A 22,999-nucleotide genomic window follows, 5' to 3' on the forward strand; every position below is an offset into this window, starting at 1 on the left:
AAGGGCGCTATGCAGCTGTACCTGTGTGAAAAACCGTCCCAGGCCAAGGACATCGCCGCCGTGCTCGGTGCCACGCGCCGTGGCGACGGTTGCTGGCTGGGCCCTGGCATCACGGTCACCTGGTGCATCGGCCATCTGCTGGAAACCGCCCCACCCGACGCCTACGACGCGCGCTACAAGCGCTGGGTACTGGCCGACCTGCCCATCGTGCCGGCGCAATGGAAAATGACCGTCAAGCCGAAAACCGCCAGCCAGTACAAGGCGGTCAAGCGCCTGCTGGGGGAAGCGAAGGAATTGGTGATCGCCACCGACGCCGACCGCGAAGGCGAAATGATCGCCCGGGAGCTGGTGGAACATTGCCGTTATCGCGGGCCGATCCGGCGGCTATGGCTGTCGGCCCTGGACGAAGCATCGATCCGCAAGGCCCTGGCCGCCCTCAAGCCGGGGGCCGAAACCTTCAACCTGTATCACTCGGCGCTGGGCCGTTCCCGGGCCGACTGGCTGATCGGCATGAACATGAGTCGCCTGTTCACCCTGCTGGGGCGCCAGTCCGGCTACCAGGGCGTGTTGCCGGTGGGCCGCGTACAGACACCCACGCTGCGCCTGGTGGTGGACCGCGACCGCAGCATCGCCGACTTCGTACCGATCGCCTATTGGGCCATCGACGTGCAGCTCAGCCACGAAGGCACGGCGTTCACCGCCCAGTGGCGCGCCGACCCGGACGCCTGCGACGACCAGGAGCGCTGCCTGAACCAGGCCCTGGCCCGAGACGCGGCCATGGCCATGAGCAACGCCGCCAGCGCCCGGACGCTGAAAGTGCGCACCGAGCGTCTGCGCGAAGCGGCACCCTTGCCCTTCGACCTGGGCACGCTGCAGGAAGTCTGCTCGAAGAAACTCGGCCTCGGCGCCCAGGAAACCCTGGACATCGCCCAGTCGCTCTACGAGACCTACAAGCTCATCACCTACCCTCGCAGCGATTGCGGTTTCCTGCCCTTGAGCCAGCACAGTGAAGCACCAGCCATCCTGGCCGCCCTCGCCCAGGCCGACCCAAGCCTTGCACCGCTGCGCGAGCACCTGCAGCCGCAACGCAAGTCCCGGGCCTGGAACGACGCCAAGGTCAGCGCCCACCACGGCATCATTCCCACCGCCGCCGCCAGGAACCTCGACAAACTCGCCGACAAGCAGCGCGCGGTCTATACGCTGATTCGCGCGCGCTACCTGGCGCAGTTCCTGCCCAACCACGAATACGACCGGACCCAGGCCGACTTCGACTGTGCCGGCCAGGCGCTGCGGGCCGTAGGCAAGCAGATCGTCGAACCCGGCTGGAAACGCGCCCTGCCCGAAGCGCTGGCCCCGGCCAGGGGCCGTGAAGCACCGGCGCCGCAGACCTTGCCGGCGCTGGCCGAAGGCCGCGACTGCGCCGTGGACGAGGTGAAACCCAAGGACCTGTGGACCCAACCGCCCAAGCCGTTCACCGAAGGCGACCTGATCAAGGCGATGAAGAACGTCGCCAAACTGGTAGAAGATCCGCTGCTCAAGCAAAAGCTCAAGGACACCACCGGCATTGGCACCGAAGCGACCCGGGCCTCGATCATCCAGGGGCTGCTCGACCGCGGTTACCTGGTGAAAAACGGCAAGGCGCTGTCCGCCACCCCGGCGGCCTTCAGCCTGATCGACGCCGTGCCCCGGGCCATCGCCGACCCGGGCACCACGGCCATCTGGGAGCAGGCGCTGGACATGGTGCAAAGCGGCGAAATGAGCCTGGAGGAATTCGTGACCCGACAAGCCGCCTGGATGAGCAAGCACGTCGCCCGCTGCCAGGGCATGAGCCTGACCATCAGCGGCCCGGCCAGCCCCGCCGGGCGCGGCGCAACGCCGTGGAAAAACAAACGCAAGCCGGCCAAGCGCAAGGCTGGCGGCGCACCGCGCAAGGCGAGCAAGGCCAAGGCGACCTGAGCAGCGGCTCACCGAAGACATGGAACCTGTGGCAGAAGATCTGTGGGAGCAAGGCTTTGTGGGAGCAAGGCTTGCCCGCGAAGCAGGCGACTCGGTTCCAGATCGACCGTGTGATCTTCATCGCGGGCAAGCCTTGCTCCCACAGATAAGTCCGCGCCTTCGCCAATTTTTCATACCCAAACCGTTTTGTCCGACAATATGTAGTGACCAAAAATAATCACTACAAAACCGTTGACGCCTCCGATTTGCCCTTGCATGATGCAGACGTCTCCCCGATCGGGAGTACAGGCAACTGTTTGAGCAAGCTCGTCTGACCGCCGAGCTGTTTTTTGATAAGGGACTGCCCACAAGGCAGATTGAAGGTGCTGACCTGGCCTGACCGTCCGGTAACAAGGACGAGAAACGCCGGCGATCAATCCTCATGACGCGCGTGGTTCGACCCTCGAAAGTTGACACTGCCTGAAGATTCTTCGCTGTTTCTCTTCGTTGTAGCGCATTTGCGTAGCAGCCCTTCGATAAGACTACACAACCGATGCACGACCCTGTCGAAGTTCGACGGAAGAATGCTGACGGCCTGGTTTCGGTAGCAGGCAGGTACTTACCGAGTAGCGAAGTTTTTGCGAACCACCAGACAGATCAACCAAATGGTCAAGGGGCTTACACATGAATCTGAATAATCAACCATCTATTGATGAACTGGCTCGCATATTCGCAGCACACAAGGACACTCTCGACAGCCATATCCTGTGGATCAGCAAGACTGGCCAGGTGCATATGGACTGCCTGTCGCCCTACACCCGCGAAGACGAGTTCGAAAAGAACACGCAAGAGCTGGGTGCCCGGCTGAAGATGTACCGTCGTGGCCAGGGCTACGTTGGCAAGAAGGCCGCGGCCGACAAAGACTTCATCGGTCGCGTGTTGCAAACGCTGACCCAGGCCTGGCAGTCGATGCAGAACACTTCTGAGGTCCGGGTCATCGACCGCCTCTGCTGATAACCACTCCACAAAAAGGCCCGCTCCTGATCCAGGAGCGGGCCTTTTTTTGTGAGGCAGGTTCTAGAACACCGACCAGCCGATCCGCTGGCTCATCAACTCCAGCGCCGCCATGCCGGCCAGGGAGTTGCCGGCGACGTTGAGCTCAGGCGACCAGACGCACACCGTGAACCGCCCCGGCACTACGGCGACAATCCCGCCACCGACCCCGCTCTTGCCCGGCAGGCCGACGCGATAAGCGAAATTGCCGGCCTCATCGTACAAGCCGCTGGTGGCCATGATGGAATTGACCTGCTGGGTTTGCCGGGCGCTGAGGATCTGTTCGCCGCTGTGCTTGCAGAACCCGTCGTTGGCCAGGAAGCAGAATGCCCGTGCCAGGTCGACACAGCTCATCCGCAGGGCGCAGTGGCTGAAGTAACTGCGCAGTACCGCTTCCACATCGTTATGGAAATTGCCGAACGATTGCATCAGGTACGCCATCGCCGCGTTGCGGGCGCGGTGCTGGTATTCCGATTCGGCGACCTTGCCGTCCACCATCACCTGTGGGTTACCCGACAGACGGCGTACGAAATCGCGCATCGACAGCGCCGGGGCGGCGAAACGCGACTGGTTTATATCGCAGATCACCAACGCGCCGGCATTGATGAACGGGTTGCGTGGTCGACCGCGTTCGAATTCCAGTTGCACCAGGGAATTGAACGGTTGGCCGGACGGCTCATGGCCCAGGCGCTCCCAGATCGCTTCGCCGGAATGCCCGATGGCCTGCACCAGGCTGAACACCTTGGAAATACTCTGCACCGAAAACGCTGTTTCGGCGTCGCCGGCGCAATACAACTCGCCGTCGTTGCCATACACGGCAATGCCCAACTGGTTGGGCGCCACAGTGCCCAGGGCCGGAATGTAGTCGGCCACCTTGCCCTGACCAATCAGGGGGCGAACCGCATCGAGGATCTCGTTCAACAGTGCTTGCATATGCGCGGGGTCCAGTCATTCCCCGTTCGAGTGCGGGGATACAGACGCTAGACGCTGGTGGGCGAGGTCAGAGCACACTGATTATCAAGCTTCAGGCACACAACCCTCCGGCAAGGGGATCTGTGGAAGCAGACTTTGTGGGAGCAAGCGCTTTCACAGGCGCTTGTCACAAAATCGAGCGGTCTATAGTTCAAAGGATCAATCGACAGGAGCAGACGATGCGCCAGATCATGCAAAAAGAACCCTGGTGGGCCTCGCCGCCCAAGCCCGGGCAGGATGAAAGCGAGCTGGAATGGGGCTGGCTGGTGATCTACAGCGAAGGCGAGCCGCGCTTCGAGTTCATCAAGGAACGCCCATCGGACGAGCAGATCCGCCAGCGCAAGGGTTGCCGCGTCACCCTCGGGTCAGAATGAGCCAGCCCGTCACGGCTTGATGTCCGGCAATGCCACCGCGCGATTGGCCAGCTCCGCCTCCACCAGGTTGCCTTCTATTTCCTCGTCCAGGTAGTACACCGGCGCCATCACCCCGCTGAGGGGATGCTTGAGCGACCTGAACCACGCCTCATCGAACGCAGCGCTCAGGCTTTTGCGGATTTCTGCCTCCATTTCCGGCCGCTCGCCCTCGTGGATGATCGCGCGAATACCCGCCACGCCCACCGAGATCAACGCCCCGGCCGCCTTCCCGGCCACCGCCGCCGCCGCGCCGGTCGCCCCTCGGGTGGCAAATTGCGCCTCGATTTTTTCGCTGGTGCGTTGCGCCACCGTTGCGATCACCGCCTCTGAGGGCCCGGCACCTGTGGTAGCGGCCTTGTTGACGTGGTCGATCAGGGCCGCATAAGCCGGCAGCGTGTTCAGCGGTTCGGTATGCACCACCTCGTACAACGACGCGTTACGCGCCGCCGGCGGCCCCAGGTTGATGGCAGGAATACCGTGCAGGCGCCGGTTCATCAGTTCGTTCGGGATTCGATGCCGCAGGGCGATGACCTGGACCTGCTGATTGAGCTGACGTATGTAGTAGTCCGTCGCGGCAGCCCTGATCGCCTCGGGATCAATTTCCACCGCCACCGGTTCCAGTACCTGCTCGCGATATTGTTCTTGCAGGTAAACCGCCAGGCGCCTGGCCGAGGAATCCTCCTCAGCCTTGGCACTGGCGGCATACCAGCTGACCTTCACCGCCAGCCATTCCTGGGTCCAATAGCTGCTGAACCAGGGGATGAACTCAGCCTCGGTGCGCTCATAGACCAACACACGCCAATGCTCCATCGACCCGCGGGCGTAGAGCCCCGCCTTTTCGATAGCGCTTTTCGATGCTGCGATGATCTGCTGGTCCACCTGTCGCCAAGTGGCCTGGTCAATCGTCACCGTGGCAGCCTGTTGACCGCGCTGCGGCGTGGCGCACCCCGCCAGAACGAGCAAAACGGCCAGCACCAGCGAACGCAGCACGATCGCGCCACCCCGGATTCAGGTCACCCATGGGGTTGAGTATAGGTCGCGAGAACAGTAAAACCTGTGGAGGCAAAAACCTATGGGAGCAAACCTGTGGGAGCAAAGCTTGCTCCCACAGGTGTCATCTCGCAGTTTGCGAGTATCCTTTGTCGATCCCTAGACTTTGCAGGGCTTTGATGACCAAGCTCCTCGAACGTCTTCGCCAATGGGCCAGGACCCTGAAACGCCAGACCATGACGCTGTGGTTCTGCTATCGCCATCCGCAGACGCCCTGGCTGCCCAAATGGATCGCCGTTATCGTGGTGGCGTATGCCCTGAGCCCCATTGACCTGATCCCAGATTTCATCCCGGTATTGGGTTATCTGGATGATGTGATCTTGCTGCCCCTGGGGATTTGGTTGGCGCTTCGCCTGACGCCGCTCGCAGTGCTGGCAGAATGTGCAGCCAAGGCCCGACAATGGCAGGAAAACGATGGCCAGCGCCCGGTGAACAAGCTAGCGGCGGTGTTGATTGTGCTGGCCTGGATAGCGACACTGGCAGGTACCTGGTTCATGTTCTACGGCGGTCCCGTCAATACCGGCTGAAACCATGCATTCGGTTCAGGGGGCTCAGCCCAGCGCCGTGTCGAGAAACATCATTACCGCAAACCCCATCATCAGCCCCAGAGTGGCCGGTGTTTCATGGCCGTTGCGGTGGGTTTCGGGAATCACTTCGTGGGATACCACGAAAATCATCGCCCCCGCCGCCAACCCCAGGCTGATGGGGTACGCGACGGCGACACCCGATGACATGCCCAGGCCAATCACCGCGCCCAGTGGCTCCATCAACCCCGAGCCGACCGCGATGAGCGCCGCACGCAAGGTGCTGATACCGGTAACCCGCAGCGCCATGGCAATGGCCAGGCCTTCGGGGATGTCCTGGATAGCGATGGCGGTGGTCAGGGGCAGGCCGACCTTGAAGTCGCCGTCGGCAAAACTGACGCCGATGGCCATGCCCTCCGGCAAGTTGTGCAAGGTGATGGCAAGCACGAACAGCCAGACGCGATTGATACGTTCGGCCTGGGGCCCACGCCGGCCACTGAGTTCGTGCTCGTGCGGCACGAAACGGTCCAGGCCGATCATCAGGGCGACGCCCAGGCCCAGGCCGACCACGACGACAAACGCGGCAAGCAACTGATTGCCGCAGATGACCTGTGCCGCTTCGATGCCCGGCAGGATCAATGAGAACGAACTGGCGGCGAGCATCATGCCGGCGGCAAAACCCAGCATGATGTCCTGGGTACGCGAGGCGATATCGCGCAGCACCACTGCCATCAACGCACCCAGGGCGGTGGCGGCAAAGCCCGAGGTACCGCCCAGCACTGCGTAGCCCAGGTTTTGACGATTGGCGCCAACCAGGGCGTTGTAGCCACTGTAGAGCAACAACGCGGCCACCAACGCCAGCCCGAGCCAGAACGTTACCCCCAGCAACAGGTTGTCTTGCACGGGGTTGAGCCAGGTGCGCCAGGGCGATCGACTCCGGGAGGTGGGTTGGTCCATCGAAGGTCCTTACGGGTGTTGACCAAAACATGGCTGATCGTGCTCCTAAACGGTGGCAACGATCAAACATAATATCCAGGCAAGGAAGCGCCGCCCTCGCCGTTTTTTATAGTCGGAGGAAGTAACAGGATGATTTATCTTTTATTCAATAAACGAGACGAACGGTGATTAACTCACCAATTAACCGATATTTTTAACGAACAAAGCGAAAAGACTGTAAAGCCCGGCAGTAGTTTAAACCCGGCAAACTCGGCTATATAAACCAATGGGGCCCCATGCCATGGGCACGGGGCTTGCCATGTCAGCGGGCATTATGAATCACGGCCGCCGCCGCGGCTGTTCTCACCGCCTTTTCTACCCGCTTCGGAGGCTTTCTCCCGGTCGTTGGCAAAGTTGCCGCCCGAGGCCTGGCCACCTTTGCGGCCGGCTTCCGAAGCCCGCTCAGGGTCGTTGGCAAAATTACCGCCAGAGGCCTGCCCGCCTTTGCGGCCGGCTTCTGCGGCACGCCCAGGGTCGTTGGCAAAATTACCACCCGATGCCTGCCCTCCCTTGCGCCCGGCCTCGGATGCACGCTCAGGATTATTGGCGAAGTTACCACCTGATGCATGGCCGCCCTTTTTCCCGGCTGCCGATGCCTTTTCACGATCGTTAGCGAAATTGCCAGGATTGTTATTTCCTGTGTTAGCCATTTCATTCACCTCGTTTAGTTGATGTCAACGAGTCTTGCTGACTCGTCTTATTCGGAAAACATGACGCCGCCAAGGTTTTAAGGAAACGTTGTAAACGGCGACGAATGGTCAATGCTCGATTTATATTGCCGCCGCCATGATCTTTATTGCATCAGGCTATTAAACAGGTCGAGGCTGAAACTCCCACATGGGGGGAAAACAGTGCGTGTCTTTCCACGCTGTCCGCCAAAGGCCAAGTGGCGCCGGCACCCCATTGCACCGGTCTCGTCACCCTGGCCTCGCGCCGTTCCAGGAAGCCAAAACTCGCGGGCTGCCGGTGTTGTCCTGCACCACCGCACTGACCGGCTTGCGGCGTCCGGATACCCTGTCGCCGATACCCGGATTCAAGAATGCTCAGGGTGAAATCGGATCGCTCGCCGGAAACGTTTCCTCCAGCGCGTCGTCCAGTTGGTTATCGGTGACATTCCGCTCACCCACCTTGCCACTGCGTTCGCAATGGCAGTCGGGGGCCGGACACGGCTCACCGTTGGGATGTTGTTCGGCACACGCCTGGCTGCAATAAGCCTCGCCGTCGTGGTTGAACATCCGTTGCGGATCCACCTCGCATTGGCAATCGGGGCAACCGCACTTTAGTTTGCTCATGCTCTTTCTCCCTAAGTAATAAGTCGAAGGCGCCGTCAGGAAGAGCCCACCATCAACTGGACCTCAAGGTTGGCCGTCGCCACACCGTGGTTTGCCACATACACATCGGCGGTCCAGCCCTTGGTCTGGTTGTGATAGGACTGAGTGCCCAAGGCCGTGCCGCTGTCCCACTCCAGGATGTCGCCAATATCGATGTCATTGGCCGAACGCAGCGCTAGCACGGTATGGCCGTGCTCCTGCCCCACGTACACACCCACCATTGCGCGCGGTCGATTGATGGCCCGTACTTCACCGATGGTCTGTTTCATAAGCCTCCCCTGCGACAGGTTCAGAGCGACCGAAACAACCCGATTGCTCTTTCGCACATAAGTGTGGAGGCCCCTCCTGCAAGGAAAGTTTGCAGAACAGCGCCGCTGAGCGACGAAAGGCGTGACGCAGGCCCCGTGCTCGACAGTGCTACCCTCAACGAATCCAGGCCCACGGAGAAACACCCATGCCGGACGATTTCCATCGCGAACCGCTCGATCAGTTGCAGGCGTACCTGGCCGGACGCCGCTTCCTGGTGCTCACCGGTGCTGGCATCAGCACCCCTTCGGGCATCCCCGACTACCGCGACAGCGACGGTGTACGCCGGGGTCGACAGCCGATGATGTATCAGGAGTTCCTCGCCCAGGCCGAGGCAAGACGGCGCTACTGGGCGCGGGCGATGCTGGGCTGGCCACGGGTGCGGCAGGCCAGGCCGAACGCAGCTCACGAGGCCTTGGCCCAATTGCAGGCACGGCAGCGCATCACCGGCCTGATTACCCAGAATGTCGACACCCTGCATGACCAGGCCGGCAGCCAGGACGTCATCGAACTGCACGGCAGCCTGCATCGCGTGCTGTGCCTGGATTGCGGCCAGCGCAGCGAACGACAGCAGATTCAACAGTTGATGGAAACCGAAAACCCTTACCTGGCCGGTGTCGATGCGGTGCAGGCACCCGATGGCGACACCCTGCTCGACCCGGCCTTCGAGGCGCGCTTCCAAGTGCCTCGCTGCCCTCATTGCGGCGGCGAGCGATTGAAACCCGACGTAGTGTTTTTCGGCGAGAACGTCGCCCCCCTCACCGCGACCCGCGCCGTGCAAGCCGTCGAGCAAGCGGACGGCCTGCTCGTGGTGGGCTCGTCGCTGATGGCGTATTCGGCATTTCGCCTGTGCCGGGCCATCAAGGACCAGGGCAAGCCGCTGCTGGCGATCAACCGAGGCAAGACCCGGGCCGATGAGCTGCTGGACCTCAAGCTTGAAGAGCCGTGTGAGCAACTGTTGCCACTGTTGATCTGACACCACGCCATACCCCTGTGGGAGCGAGCTTGCTCGCTCCCACAGGATCAGTGGTAGCCTGCGGTCAATGTGCCCAAATCCTGATCCCTGAGCGTATCGAACAACGCCTGCGCCGCCGCAGACAGTTCATGCCCCGGCTTGGTCAGCACCCCGATGGCCCGTTCGATCACCGGATCGCTCAAGGTGATGCAGCGGGCGCCCAGCTCATGCATCTGCCCGACGCACAGCGCCGGCACGGCACTCACCCCCAGCCCGCTGGCGACCATCCGCCCGACGGTCGCCAATTGGTGGCTCTCGAACTCCACAGGCAGTTTCATGCCCCGGGCCCGCAGATGCTCCTCCAGCATCACCCGTACGGTGGAGGGCCGTTGCAGCGTGATGAAGGGCTGTTCCAGCAGGGTTTCCCAGTGGATTTCGTCGCGCAGGGCAAACGGTGAGTCCAACGGCACTACCGCGACGAAGCGATCCAGATACAAGGGCGTGAACGCCAATGACGAACCCTGCATCGGCTCGAACGCCACACCCAATTCGACATGACGATCGCGGACCATTTCCAGTACTTGCTCGTTGATCACGTCGTTGACCGTGACGTTGACATTCGGATAGCGGGCGCGGAAGGTCTTGAGGATCGGCGGCAGCAGGTTGCCGGCAAACGACGGCATCGCCGCCAACGTCACGCGGCCACGCTGCAAGGTGAAGCGCTGGCGCATTTCGTCCTCGGCGTTGTCCCAGTCGGCAATCAGCCGTCGGGCCAGTGGCAGCAAGGATTCGCCTTCGGGCGTCAGCGCCACGTTACGGGTATTACGGCTGAACAAGCGACCGCCGAGGCCTTCTTCCAGGGCCTTGATGGTCAGGCTCAGGGCCGACTGGGACAGGTGCAACCGCTCGCAGGCCACGGCAAAGCTCAGGCTCTGGGCCACGGCGAGGAAGGCGCGGATTTGCTTGAGGGTCATGCTCGCTACGCTCCAGGGTCTATTGTTGAGTTTTATCAATCAATCCAACCTAAAAATCAACTTAACAAATATATGACTTGGCGCAACACTGCATCCCATTGCGACCCCATCAAGAATAAAAGAGGTGTCTATGGCAGGTTTCGACAAACGCGTGAGCTCTTATGAGGAAGCGCTGGAAGGCTTGAAGGACGGCATGACCGTCATCGCCGGCGGCTTCGGCCTGTGCGGTATCCCGGAAAACCTGATCGCCGAGATCAAGCGCAAGGGCATCCGCGACCTCACCGTAGTGTCCAATAACTGCGGCGTCGACGGCTTCGGCCTCGGCGTGCTGCTGGAAGACCGGCAGATCCGCAAGGTGGTCGCCTCCTACGTGGGCGAAAACGCCCTGTTCGAGAAGCAACTGCTCAGCGGTGAAATCGAAGTCGTACTTACCCCCCAAGGCACCCTCGCGGAAAAAATGCGCGCCGGCGGCGCAGGCATCCCGGCGTTCTTCACCGCCACCGGCGTCGGCACCCCGGTGGCCGAAGGCAAGGAAGTGCGTGAATTCCATGGTCGCCAGTACCTGATGGAAGAATCCATCACCGGCGACTTCGCCATCGTCAAAGGCTGGAAGGCCGATCATTTCGGCAACGTGATCTATCGCCACACCGCCCAGAACTTCAATCCACTGGCCGCCACGGCGGGCAAGATCACGGTGGTGGAAGTCGAAGAAATCGTCGAACCCGGCGAGCTGGACCCGACGCAGATCCACACCCCTGGCATCTACGTCGACCGGGTCATTTGCGGCACGTTCGAAAAACGCATCGAACAGCGCACCGTGCGTAAGTGATCCCCTGCCCCCGGCCCGAATGAAGGAATAACAACATGGCACTTTCCCGCGAACAAATGGCTCAACGCGTCGCCCGCGAAATGCAGGACGGCTACTACGTGAACCTGGGCATCGGCATTCCGACCCTGGTCGCCAACTACATTCCCGAAGGCATGGAAGTCATGCTGCAATCGGAAAACGGCCTGCTCGGCATGGGTGCGTTTCCCACCGAAGCCGAAGTCGATGCCGACATGATCAACGCCGGCAAGCAGACCGTCACCGCGCGCATTGGCGCGTCGATCTTCTCTTCGGCCGAATCGTTTGCCATGATCCGTGGCGGGCATATCGACCTGACCGTGCTCGGCGCGTTCGAGGTGGACGTGGAAGGCAATATTGCCTCGTGGATGATCCCCGGCAAGCTGGTCAAGGGCATGGGCGGCGCGATGGACCTGGTGGCCGGTGCCGAGAACATCATCGTCACCATGACCCATGCGTCCAAGGACGGCGAGTCGAAACTGCTGCCGCGTTGCAGCCTGCCGCTGACCGGCGCCGGTTGCATCAAGCGGGTGTTGACCGACCTGGCCTACCTGGAAATCCAGGACGGCGCCTTCATCCTGAAAGAACGTGCCCCGGGCGTCAGCGTCGAGGAAATCGTCGCCAAGACCGCCGGCAAATTGATCGTGCCGGACCACGTGCCTGAAATGCAGTTCGCTGCCCAGTGAGGAGAGATTCGATGCAAGAAGTCGTGATTGTCGCCGCTACCCGTACCGCCATCGGCAGTTTCCAGGGTTCGCTGGCTTCCATTCCCGCGCCGGAACTCGGTGCCGCGGTGATTCGTCGCCTGCTGGAACAGACCGGTTTGTCGGGCGAACAGGTCGATGAAGTGATTCTTGGCCAGGTGCTGACCGCAGGATCCGGGCAAAACCCGGCTCGCCAGGCGGCGATCCTGGCCGGCCTGCCTCATGCGGTGCCGGCGCTGACCCTGAACAAGGTCTGCGGCTCGGGCCTCAAGGCATTGCACCTGGGCGCCCAGGCGATCCGCTGTGGCGACGCCGACGTCATCATCGCCGGCGGCATGGAGAACATGAGCCTGGCCCCGTACGTGTTGCCGGCCGCCCGCACCGGCCTGCGCATGGGCCACGCGAAGATGATCGACAGCATGATCACCGACGGCCTGTGGGATGCCTTCAACGATTACCACATGGGCATCACCGCCGAGAACCTGGTGGACAAGTACGGCATCAGCCGCGAGGAGCAGGACGCTTTCTCTGCCGCGTCCCAGCAGAAGGCCGTCGCCGCCATCGAGGGCGGTCGGTTCGCCGATGAGATCACGCCGATCCTGATTCCCCAGCGCAAAGGCGATCCTGTGGCGTTCGCCACCGACGAACAGCCGCGCGCCGGGACGACCGCCGAATCCTTGGGCAAGCTCAAGCCTGCCTTCAAGAAGGACGGCAGCGTCACCGCGGGCAACGCGTCCTCGCTCAACGATGGCGCCGCTGCGGTGATCCTGATGAGCGCGGAAAAAGCCAAGGCCCTGGGCCTGCCCGTGCTGGCGAAAATCAGTGCCTACGCCAATGCCGGCGTCGACCCGGCCATCATGGGCATTGGCCCGGTCTCGGCTACCCGCCGCTGCCTGGACAAGGCTGGCTGGTCGCTGGATCAACTGGACCTGGTCGAAGCCAACGAAGCCTTCGCCGCCCAATCGCTGGCCGTGGCCCGGGAACTGAAATGGGACATGGACAAGGTCAACGTCAACGGCGGCGCCATCGCCCTGGGCCACCCTATCGGCGCATCGGGGTGCCGAGTCCTGGTGTCGCTGCTGCATGAAATGATCAAGCGCGACGCCAAGAAAGGCCTCGCGACACTGTGCATCGGCGGCGGCCAAGGCGTGGCCCTGGCGCTGGAACGGGCATAACCGATACAGGTTCAACGGTGGTTGCGCGGACCCACGAATATCCGCACAACCACTGGCACCACCACCGGCGCAACCTCGGTTGCGCCGGTTTTTTTTGCCTGCTGTTTTGCGCATGGCCTACCGACCTCATCGCGAGCAAGCTCGCTCCCACAGTGGATCTGTGGTGTTCTGGGATTCTGTGCCCACCGCCAATCCCCTGTGGGAGCGAGCTTGCTCGCGATGGCGGTGGGTCAGGCGACGATGAGCCGTCAGGAACCTGCGCCAAACCGGTCGCGGCTGTTGGTCAGGTGCAGCCACATGGCGGCGCGGGCGGCGTCCGGGTCCTGGCGTTTGATGGCGTTGAAGATCGCCTCATGCTCGAGGTTGGCCAGTTGTGCCAGCTTGCCCAGGTCCGCCTGGCCGCGTTCGGCCACGTTCACTCGGGTCCTGGGGATCATCGCACTGCCCAGGTGCTGCATGATTTCAACAAAACAGGCGTTGTCCGTGGCTTCGGCGATGAGCAGATGGAAGCGCCGGTCGGCCTCGACACAGCTGTCATTGTTGCTGGACAGCCGCTGATAGTCATCCAGCGCATGGCGCATCTGCTGCAACTGGTGTTCGCTGCGACGCTGGGCCGCCAATGCCACCGCCTGGGTTTCCAGGCCCAGGCGCAGCTCCAGGATTGCCCGAACACCCGCCGCAGTGTCGACATTGAGCCGCAACCCCGGCTCGCCGGTTTGCGCCAGCACAAAGGTGCCGATGCCGTGGCGGGTCTCCACCAGCCCCGAAGCCTGCAACTTGGAAATCGCCTCGCGCACCACGGTCCGGCTGACGCCATGCTCGCGAACGATGGCACCTTCCGATGGCAGTTTTTCCCCGGGTTTCAACTGTCCCAGCAAGATGCTCTGGCTCAGCTTCGCCACCAGGTCATGGGCCAGGTTATGGGTACGCTTGCGCAGCGGCGCTTCGGTGTCTTGCATCGCCAGGGTTCCTCGAAAACAGGCTGGTCGATCCTACCATCAGCAGGCTTGAGAGTGAGCATTACAGAACGCCCAACTTGTATGACAACACACCGCGCCTGGCGATTAACTTCGAAAATCAACGCCCATAAAAGCTCGACCTCTATCGCACCGTGCGCCCTGCACACCGTCAAAAACCTCAACGACACCCAACAAATACAGCATTAAAAAGTCTGACCGCCCATCCAATCGCGCTAAAAAATATCTTGTCACTCAAAAAAATCAAGTTGTATGATGTCTATCAACATCGGCACCTGCACGATGCCCCGCATAAAAATAACGAGTGGGAGAAAAACCAGTGAACACATCCAGCCTCAAGGCGAATGCCGGAGCGGATCCGGTGCTGCTGTCGGCCATCGCCAAGGTCAAGCGCCACATCCTGCCGCTGTTCGTCATCATGTTTATCGTCAACTACATCGACCGCGTGAACATCGGCTTCGTGCGCGCCCATATGGAGCACGACCTGGGCATCGGTGCCGCGGCCTACGGCTTTGGCGCCGGCCTGTTCTTCATCGGCTACGCGCTGTTCGAAGTCCCGTCCAACATCCTCTTGCAAAAAATCGGCGCCCGTATCTGGCTGACCCGCATCATGCTCACCTGGGGCCTGGTGGCCGCGGGCATGGCCTTCATCCAGAACGAAACCCACTTCTACATCCTGCGTTTCCTGCTGGGCGTGGCCGAAGCCGGCTTCTTCCCTGGGGTGATCTACTACTTCACTCGCTGGCTGCCGGGTGTCGAACGCGGCAAAGCCATCGCCATCTTCCTCAGCGGTTCGGCCATCGCGTCGCTGATCTCCGGCCCGCTGTCGGGGCTGCTGCTGCAAATCAATGGCCTGGGCATGCACGGCTGGCAGTGGATGTACTTCATCGAAGGGATGTTTTCCGTCGGCCTGTGCGTCTTCGTCTGGTTCTGGCTGGACTCCAAGCCCCACGACGCCAAATGGTTGAGCCGCGAAGAACAAGATGTGCTGGTCAAAACCATCGACGATGAACAGCGCGCACGAGAAGCCGCCTCGCCGATCAAACTGTCCATCGGCCAGTTGCTCAAGGACCGCCAGATCATCCTGTTTTGCCTGATCTACTTCTTCATCCAATTGACGATCTATGCCGCCACGTTCTGGCTGCCGAGCATCATCAAGAAAATGGGCGAACTGAGCGACATCCAGGTCGGGCTGTTCAACTCGATCCCGTGGCTGTTGTCGATCGTCGGCATGTACGCCTTCGCCTCGCTGTCGGCCAAGTGGAAATTCCAGCAGGCCTGGGTCGCCACGGCCCTGTTGATCGCGGCAGCCGGGATGTTCATGTCCACCACCGGCGGGCCGATCTTCGCCTTCGTCGCCATCTGCTTCGCGGCCCTGGGCTTCAAGTCGGCGTCGTCGCTGTTCTGGCCAATTCCCCAGGCTTACCTGGACGCCCGGATCGCCGCCGGGGTGATTGCCCTGATCAACTCGGTGGGCAACCTCGGTGGGTTCGTCGCCCCAACCACGTTCGGCCTGCTGGAACAGAACACCGGCTCGATCCAGGGCGGCCTCTATGGCTTGGCGGCCACCTCGATCATTGCCGCGATCATCGTGTTTGCCGCACGCAACACGCCCAAGCCCAAAGCCGTGACAACCCCAGCCGACCCGGCCGCCAGCCACGTCTGATCATTCGATTGTTCAAGGATAATTACAGATGAGCACCCCAGAAACCAGCAAAGCCCCGATCATCACCAGCATGCAGATCGTGCCCGTGGCCGGCCATGACGGCATGTTGCTGAACCTCAGCGGCGCCCACGGCCCGTTCTTCACCCGCAACATCGTCATCCTCAAAGACAACGCCGGCCACACCGGCGTGGGCGAAGTGCCCGGTGGCGAGCGCATTCGCCAGACCCTCGAAGACGCCCGTTCGCTGGTGGTCGGCAGCCCCATCGGCACATACCAGAAGATCCTCAACACCGTGCGCCACGCCTTTGCCGACCGCGATGCCGGCGGTCGTGGCCTGCAGACGTTCGACCTGCGCATCACCATCCACGCGGTGACCGGCCTGGAAGCGGCGTTGCTGGACCTGCTCGGCCAACACCTGGACGTACCGGTCGCCGCCCTGCTTGGCGAAGGCCAGCAACGCGATGAAGTGAAGATGCTCGGCTATCTGTTTTACGTCGGCGATCGCCAGCAGACCGACCTGCCCTACCGCAGCGAGCCGGACGCCGACAACGACTGGTTCCGCATCCGCCATGAGAAGGCCCTGGACGCCGACGCCGTGGTCCGCCTGGCCGAAGCGGCACACGCCCGCTATGGTTTCCAGGACTTCAAGCTCAAGGGCGGCGTGCTGCAAGGCGACGCGGAGATCGAAGCGGTTACGGCGCTGGCCGAACGCTTTCCCCAGGCACGCATTACCCTGGACCCGAACGGTGCCTGGTCACTCAAGGAAGCCATTCGTTTGTGCCGCGACCAGCACAAGGTGCTGGCCTACGCCGAAGACCCTTGCGGTGCCGAGAACGGCTACTCCGGCCGCGAAGTCATGGCCGAGTTCCGCCGCGCCACGGGCCTCAAGACCGCCACCAACATGATCGCCACCGACTGGCGCGAGATGGGCCACGCCATCACCTTGCAGTCCGTGGACATTCCCCTGGCCGATCCGCACTTCTGGACCATGCAGGGTTCGGTACGGGTGGCGCAGATGTGCAATGAATGGGGCCTGACCTGGGGCTCGCACTCCAACAACCACTTCGACATTTCCCTGGCGATGTTCACCCACGTGGCCGCTGCCGCACCGGGCGACATCACGGCCATCGACACCCATTGGATCTGGCAGGACGGCCAGCGGCTGACCAAGGCACCGTTGCAGATCCAGGGCGGCTGCGTGCAAGTGCCGAAAAAACCGGGGCTGGGGATTGAGCTGGACACCGACCAACTGGCCAAGGCCCATGAGTTGTACAAGGGCATGGGCCTTGGCGCGCGGGACGATGCGGTGGCGATGCAGTTCCTGATTCCAGGCTGGACGTTCAACAACAAGCGGCCGTGCCTGGTTCGCTGAAGCGAGCAATATCCCTTGTGGGAGCGAGCTTGCTCGCGATTGCGCAGTGTCAGCCTCTATCCAGGTGACTGATCCACCGCCATCGCGAGCAGGCTCGCTCCCACAGGGTTGCACGGCAAGACTCGCGACTAACCCTCCGGCCGCAGGATCAAAACCGCCAACGGCGGCAAGTTGAGTTCCAGCGACAGGGCCTGGCCATGGCTGGGCACCTCTTCGGTGGAGGCACCACCGCCATTGCCATAGTTGGAACCGGCGTAGGTGTCGGCATCGCTGTTGAGCAATTCGACCCAGCGCCCGCCGAACGGCACGCCGACCCGGTAGGCCTCGCGCGGCACCGGTGTGAAGTTGGCGACCACCAGCACCGGCCGGCCCTCCTTGCTCCAGCGCAGCCAGGCGTAGACGCTGTTGAGCGCATCGTCACCAATCAACCACTGGAACCCCTGGGGCGCGTCATCCTGATCGTGCAGCGCCGGCTCTTCGCGATACAGACGGTTCAGATCGCTGACCAGTTTCTGCACACCACGGTGCTCAGGGTATTGCAGCAGGTACCAGTCCAACTGCTGGTCGTGGTTCCACTCGCGCCATTGGCCGAATTCACAGCCCATGAACAACAGCTTCTTGCCGGGATGCCCCCACATGAAGCTGAGGTAGGCCCTCAGGTTGGCGAATTTCTGCCAGCGGTCACCGGGCATCTTGTCGATCAGCGAGCGTTTGCCGTGAACCACTTCGTCATGGGAAATCGGCAGGACGAAGCGCTCGGACCAGGCATACACCAGGCCGAAGCTCAGTTCGTTGTGGTGATGGGCGCGGTACACCGGGTCTTGCTGGATGTAGTGCAGCGAATCGTGCATCCAGCCCATGTTCCACTTGTAGGCGAAACCCAGGCCGCCCTGCTGGGTGCTCTGGCTGACGCCCGGCCACGCCGTGGATTCTTCGGCGATGACCAGCGCACCGGGGTTTCCAGCGCCACCACATCGTTGAGGTGCCGCAGGAAATCGATCGCTTCGAGGTTTTCCCGTCCGCCGTGGCGGTTGGGCACCCACTCGCCGGCCTTGCGCGAATAGTCGCGGTACAACATCGAGGCCACGGCATCCACCCGCAGGCCATCGACGTGGAAATGCTTGAGCCAGTGCAGCGCCGACGCCAGCATGAAACCGTGCACTTCGGTGCGGCCCAGGTTGTAGATCAGCGTGTCCCAATCCTGGTGGAAGCCTTCCAGCGGGTTGCCGTATTCGTACAGCGCAGTGCCGTCGAACTGGGCCAGGCCGTGGGTGTCGGTGGGAAAATGCGCCGGCACCCAGTCGAGGATGACGCCGATATTGGCCTGGTGGCAGGCGTTGACGAACGCCGCGAAATCGTCCGGCGAGCCGAAGCGTGCCGTCGGCGCGAATTGCGACAGCGGCTGATAGCCCCAGGAGCCGCCGAACGGGTGCTCCATGATCGGCATCAGCTCGATGTGGGTGAAGCCCAGGTCCTTGACATACGGGATCAGCCGCTCGGCCATTTCATGCCAGTTGTACTGCCGGGCCACCTCCCCCGCCTCGTCGATTTCGCACTGCCAGGAGCCGGCGTGCAATTCGTAGATCGACAGCGGCGCACCCGGGAGATGCCGCTCGCGACGGTGCTGCATCCACTCGTCGTCCTGCCACTCGATCTTCAGGGGTGAGGCGACTCTCGACGCCGTGTCTGGCGGCATCTGCGTGGCCAGGGCCACCGGGTCGGCCTTGAGCGGCAGGATGCCGTGGGCGCCGAGGATTTCATACTTGTAACCTTCGCCGGGGCCCAGCCTGGGAATGAATATCTCCCACACGCCGGACGGATAACGGATGCGCATCGGATGCCGACGCCCGTCCCAGACGTTGAAGTCCCCGACCACCGAAACGCGTCGGGCGTTCGGCGCCCAGACAGCGAACCGCACGCCGTCGATGCCATCGACTGTGGTCAGTTGCGCACCGAGGCAGGAACTGAGGTCGCGGTGATTGCCCTCGCCAAACAGGTAAAGGTCCATCTCTCCCAGCAGCGGACCGAAGCTGTAGGGGTCTTCGGCAACTTGCTCACCGCCGGCCCAACGGGTGCGCAGCAAGTACGCCTGGGTACGGTCGAAATGGCCGACGAACAGTCCCGGGGTTGCGGTGGATTGCAGCTCCCCCAGCTCTTCGCCGCCATCGCGGGCCAGCACATGCACGCTCAGGGCTCCGGGCAGATACGCGCGAATGAATTGGCCGCCGGCGTCGTCGCCATGAGGCCCCAGGATGGAAAACGGGTCGTGGTGTTCGGCACGCACCAGCGCGTCGATGTCATGGGGCGCCGGCAGCAACGACTCTTTGGCCTGCCCCTGTGGTTCTTTGTTCGAGACACTCATGATTCTCTCCACTAAATCGGTCCGGCTACGTCGGAAAAGGGTTGCAGCCCACTCAATAACCCGACCAGACCGTGCAACGGCACGGGCAGCCAGGTGGGGCGATTCTCGGCTTCATAGGCCACTTCATAGGCCGCCTTCTCCAGGCCGAACAACGCCAGTGCGGCGTCTTCGCCTTCAGCATCCTTCCACTCATGGGCAAGACTAGCTGCCGCCAGCCGATATGCCTCGACAAATGCCTGGCGAGCCTCTTTCAAATAACGATCGGCGACCCTTTGCCGCGCCGCATCGGCATCGGCCGTGCTGTCGACGGTGTGCAAGTGAATCGCCATGGCCGCCGCGTAATCGAAGGAACGCAACACGCCACTGACGTCTTTATAGGGGCTGTGCTTGCCCCGTCGCTCATGCAATGGCCGCGCCGGCTCACCTTCGAAGTCGATCAGGTAGGCGTCGCCCTTGATCACCAGCACCTGCCCCAGGTGCAGGTCACCGTGGACGCGAATGCGCAAGCCTCCCTCAGCCTTGCCGGCCAGCGTCTGGACATGGGCCAGGACGGTTTTCTTGTGCTCCAGCAAACGTGCGACCATGGCCTGGTCCGCGGGGTTCAATTGGCCCTGGTTCTGTTTGAGCAGGCGCAAGGCGTTTTCCACTTGGGCGGCCACGTCCTTGCCGATGGCCTGGGCTTGCTTGACGTTGGTAGCCTGCGGCGCGAAGTCCGGGTCGTCGGTGGCCTGGGCCAATACCTGGTGCATTTCCCCCAGGCGCTGGCCGAGCATGCCGGCGAAATCCTTCAGTTCGCCCAGGGCGTTGTAATGCTGCTCCTGTTCGGACACCGCGTCCGCCAGCTCATCGCGCAGGGCGCGTTCGAGGTTGTTCTGGGTCCATTCCCAGGCATCGCCCTGATTGCTCAAGTAGCCCTGGGCGATCATCAGCAGCGCATCTTCACCCTGGACGTCGCGGCGAACCACCGAACCCAGCAGCGGTGAGATGTTGCTGAAACCGGCGGCGGTCAAGTAGGCGCTCATTTCCAGTTCCGGGTGCACACCCGAGGCGACCTTGCGAATCAGCTTGAGCACGAGGCCGCTGCCCACCACCACCGAACTATTGGACTGTTCGGCGGACAGGTAGCGCACCTCCGGCTCTTCGCCCAGGTTCAGCGCAGCCAGGCCTTCGGTGGGTTCGAAGCGCAACTCACCTTCGGCGAACGGCAGCACCGTGGCGGCCTGCATGCTGTGCAGCACGGCGCGCACGAAGCTTTCCAGGCTGAATGCATCGGTGATCAAGCCCACCTGACGCACCCGACGTACCCGCGACAACGCCAGTTGCTGCGGCAATGCCGCACCGACCTGGTCTTCGGCGAGCAGGCCGAACGGCAGCTGATAACGCAGGGTCTGGCCGCCACTGGTGACATCGATTTCGCTGAGCAGCACCGGGTGCTGCGGGTCACCAAAGCGCACGCCATAGACTATCTCGACCTTCTCGATCGCGCTGTCCTTGCCGGCGAACCAGCGCCGGTTCTGCAACCAGCTCGGCAGGATGGTTTGCTCCAGCGTGGTGCGCGATGGCGTTTCGAGCAATTCTTCCAGGCGTTTTTTCAGCACCAGGGTGGTGAAGTCCGGCAGGCTCTGGGCCGGCTCCACGTGCCAGCTCGGCATCTGGTTCTCGGTTGCCAGGGCGAACCAATAGAAGCCGTACGGCGCGAGGGTCAGCAGGAAGTTCAACTGGCCGATGGGTGGAAAGGCATTGCCGCCGAGCATCTCCACCGGGACCATGCCGGCGTAGGTCGACAGATCCAGTTCAGCAGCCTGGGCGCTGCGGGACACGTTGGCCACGCAGAGGATGATTTCGTGCTTGCCGTCGGGCCCGGTGTATTCGCGGGTATAGGCCAGGATCCGGCGATTGCTCGGCGAGAGCATCTTCAACGTGCCACGGCCAAAGGCCTTGGACTGCTTGCGCACCGCCAGCATGCGCCGGGTCCAGTTGAGCAGCGAGTGCGGGTCGCCGGCCTGAGTCTCGACGTTGACCGACTGGTAGCCGTACTGCGGGTCCATGATCGGCGGCAGCACCAGGCTGGCCGGGTCGGCACGGGAGAAACCGCCGTTGCGGTCGATGGACCACTGCATCGGCGTACGCACGCCATCGCGGTCGCCGAGGTAGATGTTGTCGCCCATGCCGATTTCATCGCCGTAGTACAGCGTTGGCGTGCCAGGCATCGACAGCAGCAGGCTGTTGAGCAACTCGACGCGACGACGGTCGCGCTCCACCAACGGCGCCAGGCGCCGACGAATGCCCAGGTTGATACGCGCCCGACGGTCGGCGGCGTAGTAGTTCCACAGGTAGTCACGCTCCTTGTCGGTGACCATCTCCAGGGTCAACTCATCATGGTTGCGCAGGAAAATCGCCCATTGGCAATTGGCGGGGATCTCCGGGGTCTGGCGCAGGATGTCGGTGATAGGGAAGCGATCTTCCTGGGCCAGCGCCATGTACATGCGCGGCATCAGCGGGAAGTGGAAGGCCATGTGGCATTCGTCACCGTTCATCCCCTGGGCGTCGACATCGCCGAAGTACAACTGGGTGTCCTCCGGCCACTGGTTGGCTTCGGCCAGCAACATGCGGTCGGGGTAGTTGGCGTCGATCTCGGCGCGGATCAGCTTCAGGACGTCATGGGTCTCGGGCAGGTTTTCGTTGTTGGTGCCGTCGCGCTCGATCAGGTACGGGATGGCGTCCAGGCGCAGGCCGTCGATGCCCATGTCCAGCCAGTAGCGCATCACCGACAACACGGCCTTGAGGACCTGCGGGTTATCGAAGTTGAGGTCGGGCTGGTGGGAGTAGAAGCGGTGCCAGAAGTACTGGCCCGCCACCGGGTCCCAGGTCCAGTTGGACTTCTCGGTGTCGAGGAAGATGATGCGCGTGCCGTCGTACTTGTGGTCGTCATCGGACCAGACGTAGAAGTCCCGCGCCTTCGAACCCGGCTTGGCCTTGCGCGCGCGCTGGAACCAGGGGTGCTGGTCCGAGGTGTGGTTGATGACCAGCTCGGTGATCACCCGCAGGTTGCGCTTGTGGGCTTCGGCAATGAACCGCCGCGCATCGGCCATGGTGCCGTAGTCGGGGCTGACGCCGCGGTATTCGGCAATGTCATAACCGTCGTCGCGCCTGGGTGAAGGATAGAACGGCAGCAGCCAGATGGTGTTGACGCCCAGATCGGCGATGTAGTCGAGCTTTTCGATCAAGCCGGGAAAGTCACCGATCCCGTCGTTATTGGAGTCGAAATAGGATTTTACGTGGACCTGATAGATCACCGCGTCCTTGTACCAGAGCGGGTCTTTGATAAAGGTGGCAGACCGGGGTTTCTTCGCCATTTGCAACTCCTGATGAATTCAATAAAGCCGCGGG

19 protein-coding genes and 1 pseudogene are annotated in these 22,999 nt (G+C 62.3%); 10 read left to right on the top strand and 10 right to left on the bottom strand.

The annotated features are described in order from the left end of the window. Positions 1-9: 9 nt before the first annotated feature. Positions 10-1,956, top strand: a complete 1,947-nt coding sequence (locus AB4O22_RS16310) for a DNA topoisomerase III (protein WP_460096743.1) — start codon at positions 10-12, stop codon at positions 1,954-1,956. A 663-nt stretch (positions 1,957-2,619) separates the two neighbouring features. Continuing rightward, entirely contained in the window at positions 2,620-2,949 is a 330-nt protein-coding gene (locus tag AB4O22_RS16315) for a hypothetical protein (protein ID WP_003200138.1), read from the top strand. Positions 2,950-3,012: 63 nt separating this feature from the next. Here AB4O22_RS16315 and glsB read toward each other — a convergent pair whose 3' ends face one another. After that, the gene (gene glsB / locus AB4O22_RS16320) at positions 3,013-3,921 is read right to left on the bottom strand and encodes a glutaminase B (protein ID WP_003200136.1); all 909 of its coding nucleotides are present in this window, start codon (positions 3,919-3,921) and stop codon (positions 3,013-3,015) included. A 218-nt stretch (positions 3,922-4,139) separates the two neighbouring features. On the opposite strand from glsB, the gene AB4O22_RS16325 reads away from it, so the two are divergent. After that, positions 4,140-4,334 (top strand): hypothetical protein, encoded by a 195-nt coding sequence (locus AB4O22_RS16325; protein ID WP_003200134.1) that lies wholly within the window; start codon positions 4,140-4,142, stop codon positions 4,332-4,334. Positions 4,335-4,343: 9 nt separating this feature from the next. Here AB4O22_RS16325 and AB4O22_RS16330 read toward each other — a convergent pair whose 3' ends face one another. Further along, the gene (locus AB4O22_RS16330; RefSeq protein ID WP_038856110.1) at positions 4,344-5,363 is read right to left on the bottom strand and encodes a hypothetical protein; all 1,020 of its coding nucleotides are present in this window, start codon (positions 5,361-5,363) and stop codon (positions 4,344-4,346) included. Between the two features lie 179 nt (positions 5,364-5,542). Here AB4O22_RS16330 and AB4O22_RS16335 point away from each other — a divergent pair, with 179 nt between their 5' ends. After that, on the top strand, positions 5,543-5,950 hold the full coding sequence (locus tag AB4O22_RS16335) for a YkvA family protein (RefSeq protein WP_212795669.1): 408 nt from the start codon (positions 5,543-5,545) through the stop codon (positions 5,948-5,950). A 24-nt stretch (positions 5,951-5,974) separates the two neighbouring features. Here the strand turns inward: AB4O22_RS16335 and AB4O22_RS16340 are convergent, their stop codons facing one another. The 4 genes from AB4O22_RS16340 to AB4O22_RS16355 all read right to left on the bottom strand — a co-directional run bounded on the left by AB4O22_RS16340 (position 5,975) and on the right by AB4O22_RS16355 (position 8,543). After that, complete coding sequence (locus AB4O22_RS16340; RefSeq protein WP_013692696.1) at positions 5,975-6,904, bottom strand: ZIP family metal transporter; 930 nt, start codon at positions 6,902-6,904, stop codon at positions 5,975-5,977. A gap of 311 nt (positions 6,905-7,215) precedes the next feature. Further along, a complete protein-coding gene (locus AB4O22_RS16345; RefSeq protein WP_013692695.1) occupies positions 7,216-7,593 on the bottom strand; it encodes a con-10 family general stress protein in 378 nt (125 codons plus the stop codon). 393 nt (positions 7,594-7,986) lie between these two features. Then, positions 7,987-8,235: a metallothionein gene (locus AB4O22_RS16350; protein WP_013692693.1), complete on the bottom strand. Its 249-nt coding sequence runs from the start codon at positions 8,233-8,235 to the stop codon at positions 7,987-7,989. A gap of 35 nt (positions 8,236-8,270) precedes the next feature. Continuing rightward, complete coding sequence (locus tag AB4O22_RS16355; protein ID WP_003200123.1) at positions 8,271-8,543, bottom strand: hypothetical protein; 273 nt, start codon at positions 8,541-8,543, stop codon at positions 8,271-8,273. A 185-nt stretch (positions 8,544-8,728) separates the two neighbouring features. Here AB4O22_RS16355 and AB4O22_RS16360 point away from each other — a divergent pair, with 185 nt between their 5' ends. Continuing rightward, positions 8,729-9,556 (top strand): NAD-dependent protein deacetylase, encoded by an 828-nt coding sequence (locus tag AB4O22_RS16360; RefSeq protein WP_003200121.1) that lies wholly within the window; start codon positions 8,729-8,731, stop codon positions 9,554-9,556. A 47-nt stretch (positions 9,557-9,603) separates the two neighbouring features. Here AB4O22_RS16360 and AB4O22_RS16365 read toward each other — a convergent pair whose 3' ends face one another. Continuing rightward, the gene (locus AB4O22_RS16365) at positions 9,604-10,509 is read right to left on the bottom strand and encodes a LysR family transcriptional regulator (RefSeq protein ID WP_003200120.1); all 906 of its coding nucleotides are present in this window, start codon (positions 10,507-10,509) and stop codon (positions 9,604-9,606) included. 130 nt (positions 10,510-10,639) lie between these two features. On the opposite strand from AB4O22_RS16365, the gene AB4O22_RS16370 reads away from it, so the two are divergent. Genes AB4O22_RS16370 through AB4O22_RS16380 form a run of 3 tightly spaced genes read left to right on the top strand, consistent with a single transcriptional unit; the run spans position 10,640 to position 13,232 of the window. Further along, positions 10,640-11,338 (top strand): CoA transferase subunit A, encoded by a 699-nt coding sequence (locus tag AB4O22_RS16370; RefSeq protein ID WP_003200117.1) that lies wholly within the window; start codon positions 10,640-10,642, stop codon positions 11,336-11,338. Between the two features lie 35 nt (positions 11,339-11,373). Beyond that, a complete protein-coding gene (locus AB4O22_RS16375; protein WP_003180355.1) occupies positions 11,374-12,039 on the top strand; it encodes a CoA transferase subunit B in 666 nt (221 codons plus the stop codon). A gap of 11 nt (positions 12,040-12,050) precedes the next feature. Further along, on the top strand, positions 12,051-13,232 hold the full coding sequence (locus tag AB4O22_RS16380) for an acetyl-CoA C-acetyltransferase (protein ID WP_003200115.1): 1,182 nt from the start codon (positions 12,051-12,053) through the stop codon (positions 13,230-13,232). Positions 13,233-13,480: 248 nt separating this feature from the next. Here AB4O22_RS16380 and AB4O22_RS16385 read toward each other — a convergent pair whose 3' ends face one another. Beyond that, positions 13,481-14,191 (bottom strand): FadR/GntR family transcriptional regulator, encoded by a 711-nt coding sequence (locus tag AB4O22_RS16385; RefSeq protein WP_460096745.1) that lies wholly within the window; start codon positions 14,189-14,191, stop codon positions 13,481-13,483. 337 nt (positions 14,192-14,528) lie between these two features. On the opposite strand from AB4O22_RS16385, the gene AB4O22_RS16390 reads away from it, so the two are divergent. Both AB4O22_RS16390 and gudD read left to right on the top strand, forming a co-directional pair. After that, positions 14,529-15,875 carry an MFS transporter gene (locus tag AB4O22_RS16390; protein ID WP_003200111.1) on the top strand — a complete coding sequence of 449 codons (1,347 nt, stop codon included), beginning with the start codon at positions 14,529-14,531 and terminating at the stop codon, positions 15,873-15,875. Positions 15,876-15,903: 28 nt separating this feature from the next. Then, entirely contained in the window at positions 15,904-17,247 is a 1,344-nt protein-coding gene (gene gudD, locus AB4O22_RS16395; protein ID WP_223473122.1) for a glucarate dehydratase, read from the top strand. Between the two features lie 128 nt (positions 17,248-17,375). On the opposite strand, the pseudogene glgB reads toward gudD, so the two are convergent. Both glgB and treS read right to left on the bottom strand, forming a co-directional pair. Then, a pseudogene (glgB, locus tag AB4O22_RS16400) lies at positions 17,376-19,609 on the bottom strand (1,4-alpha-glucan branching protein GlgB). 11 nt (positions 19,610-19,620) lie between these two features. Continuing rightward, entirely contained in the window at positions 19,621-22,965 is a 3,345-nt protein-coding gene (gene treS, locus AB4O22_RS16405; RefSeq protein WP_460096747.1) for a maltose alpha-D-glucosyltransferase, read from the bottom strand. Positions 22,966-22,999 lie beyond the last annotated feature (34 nt).

This window comes from Pseudomonas sp. S3_B11, from assembly GCF_054667715.1.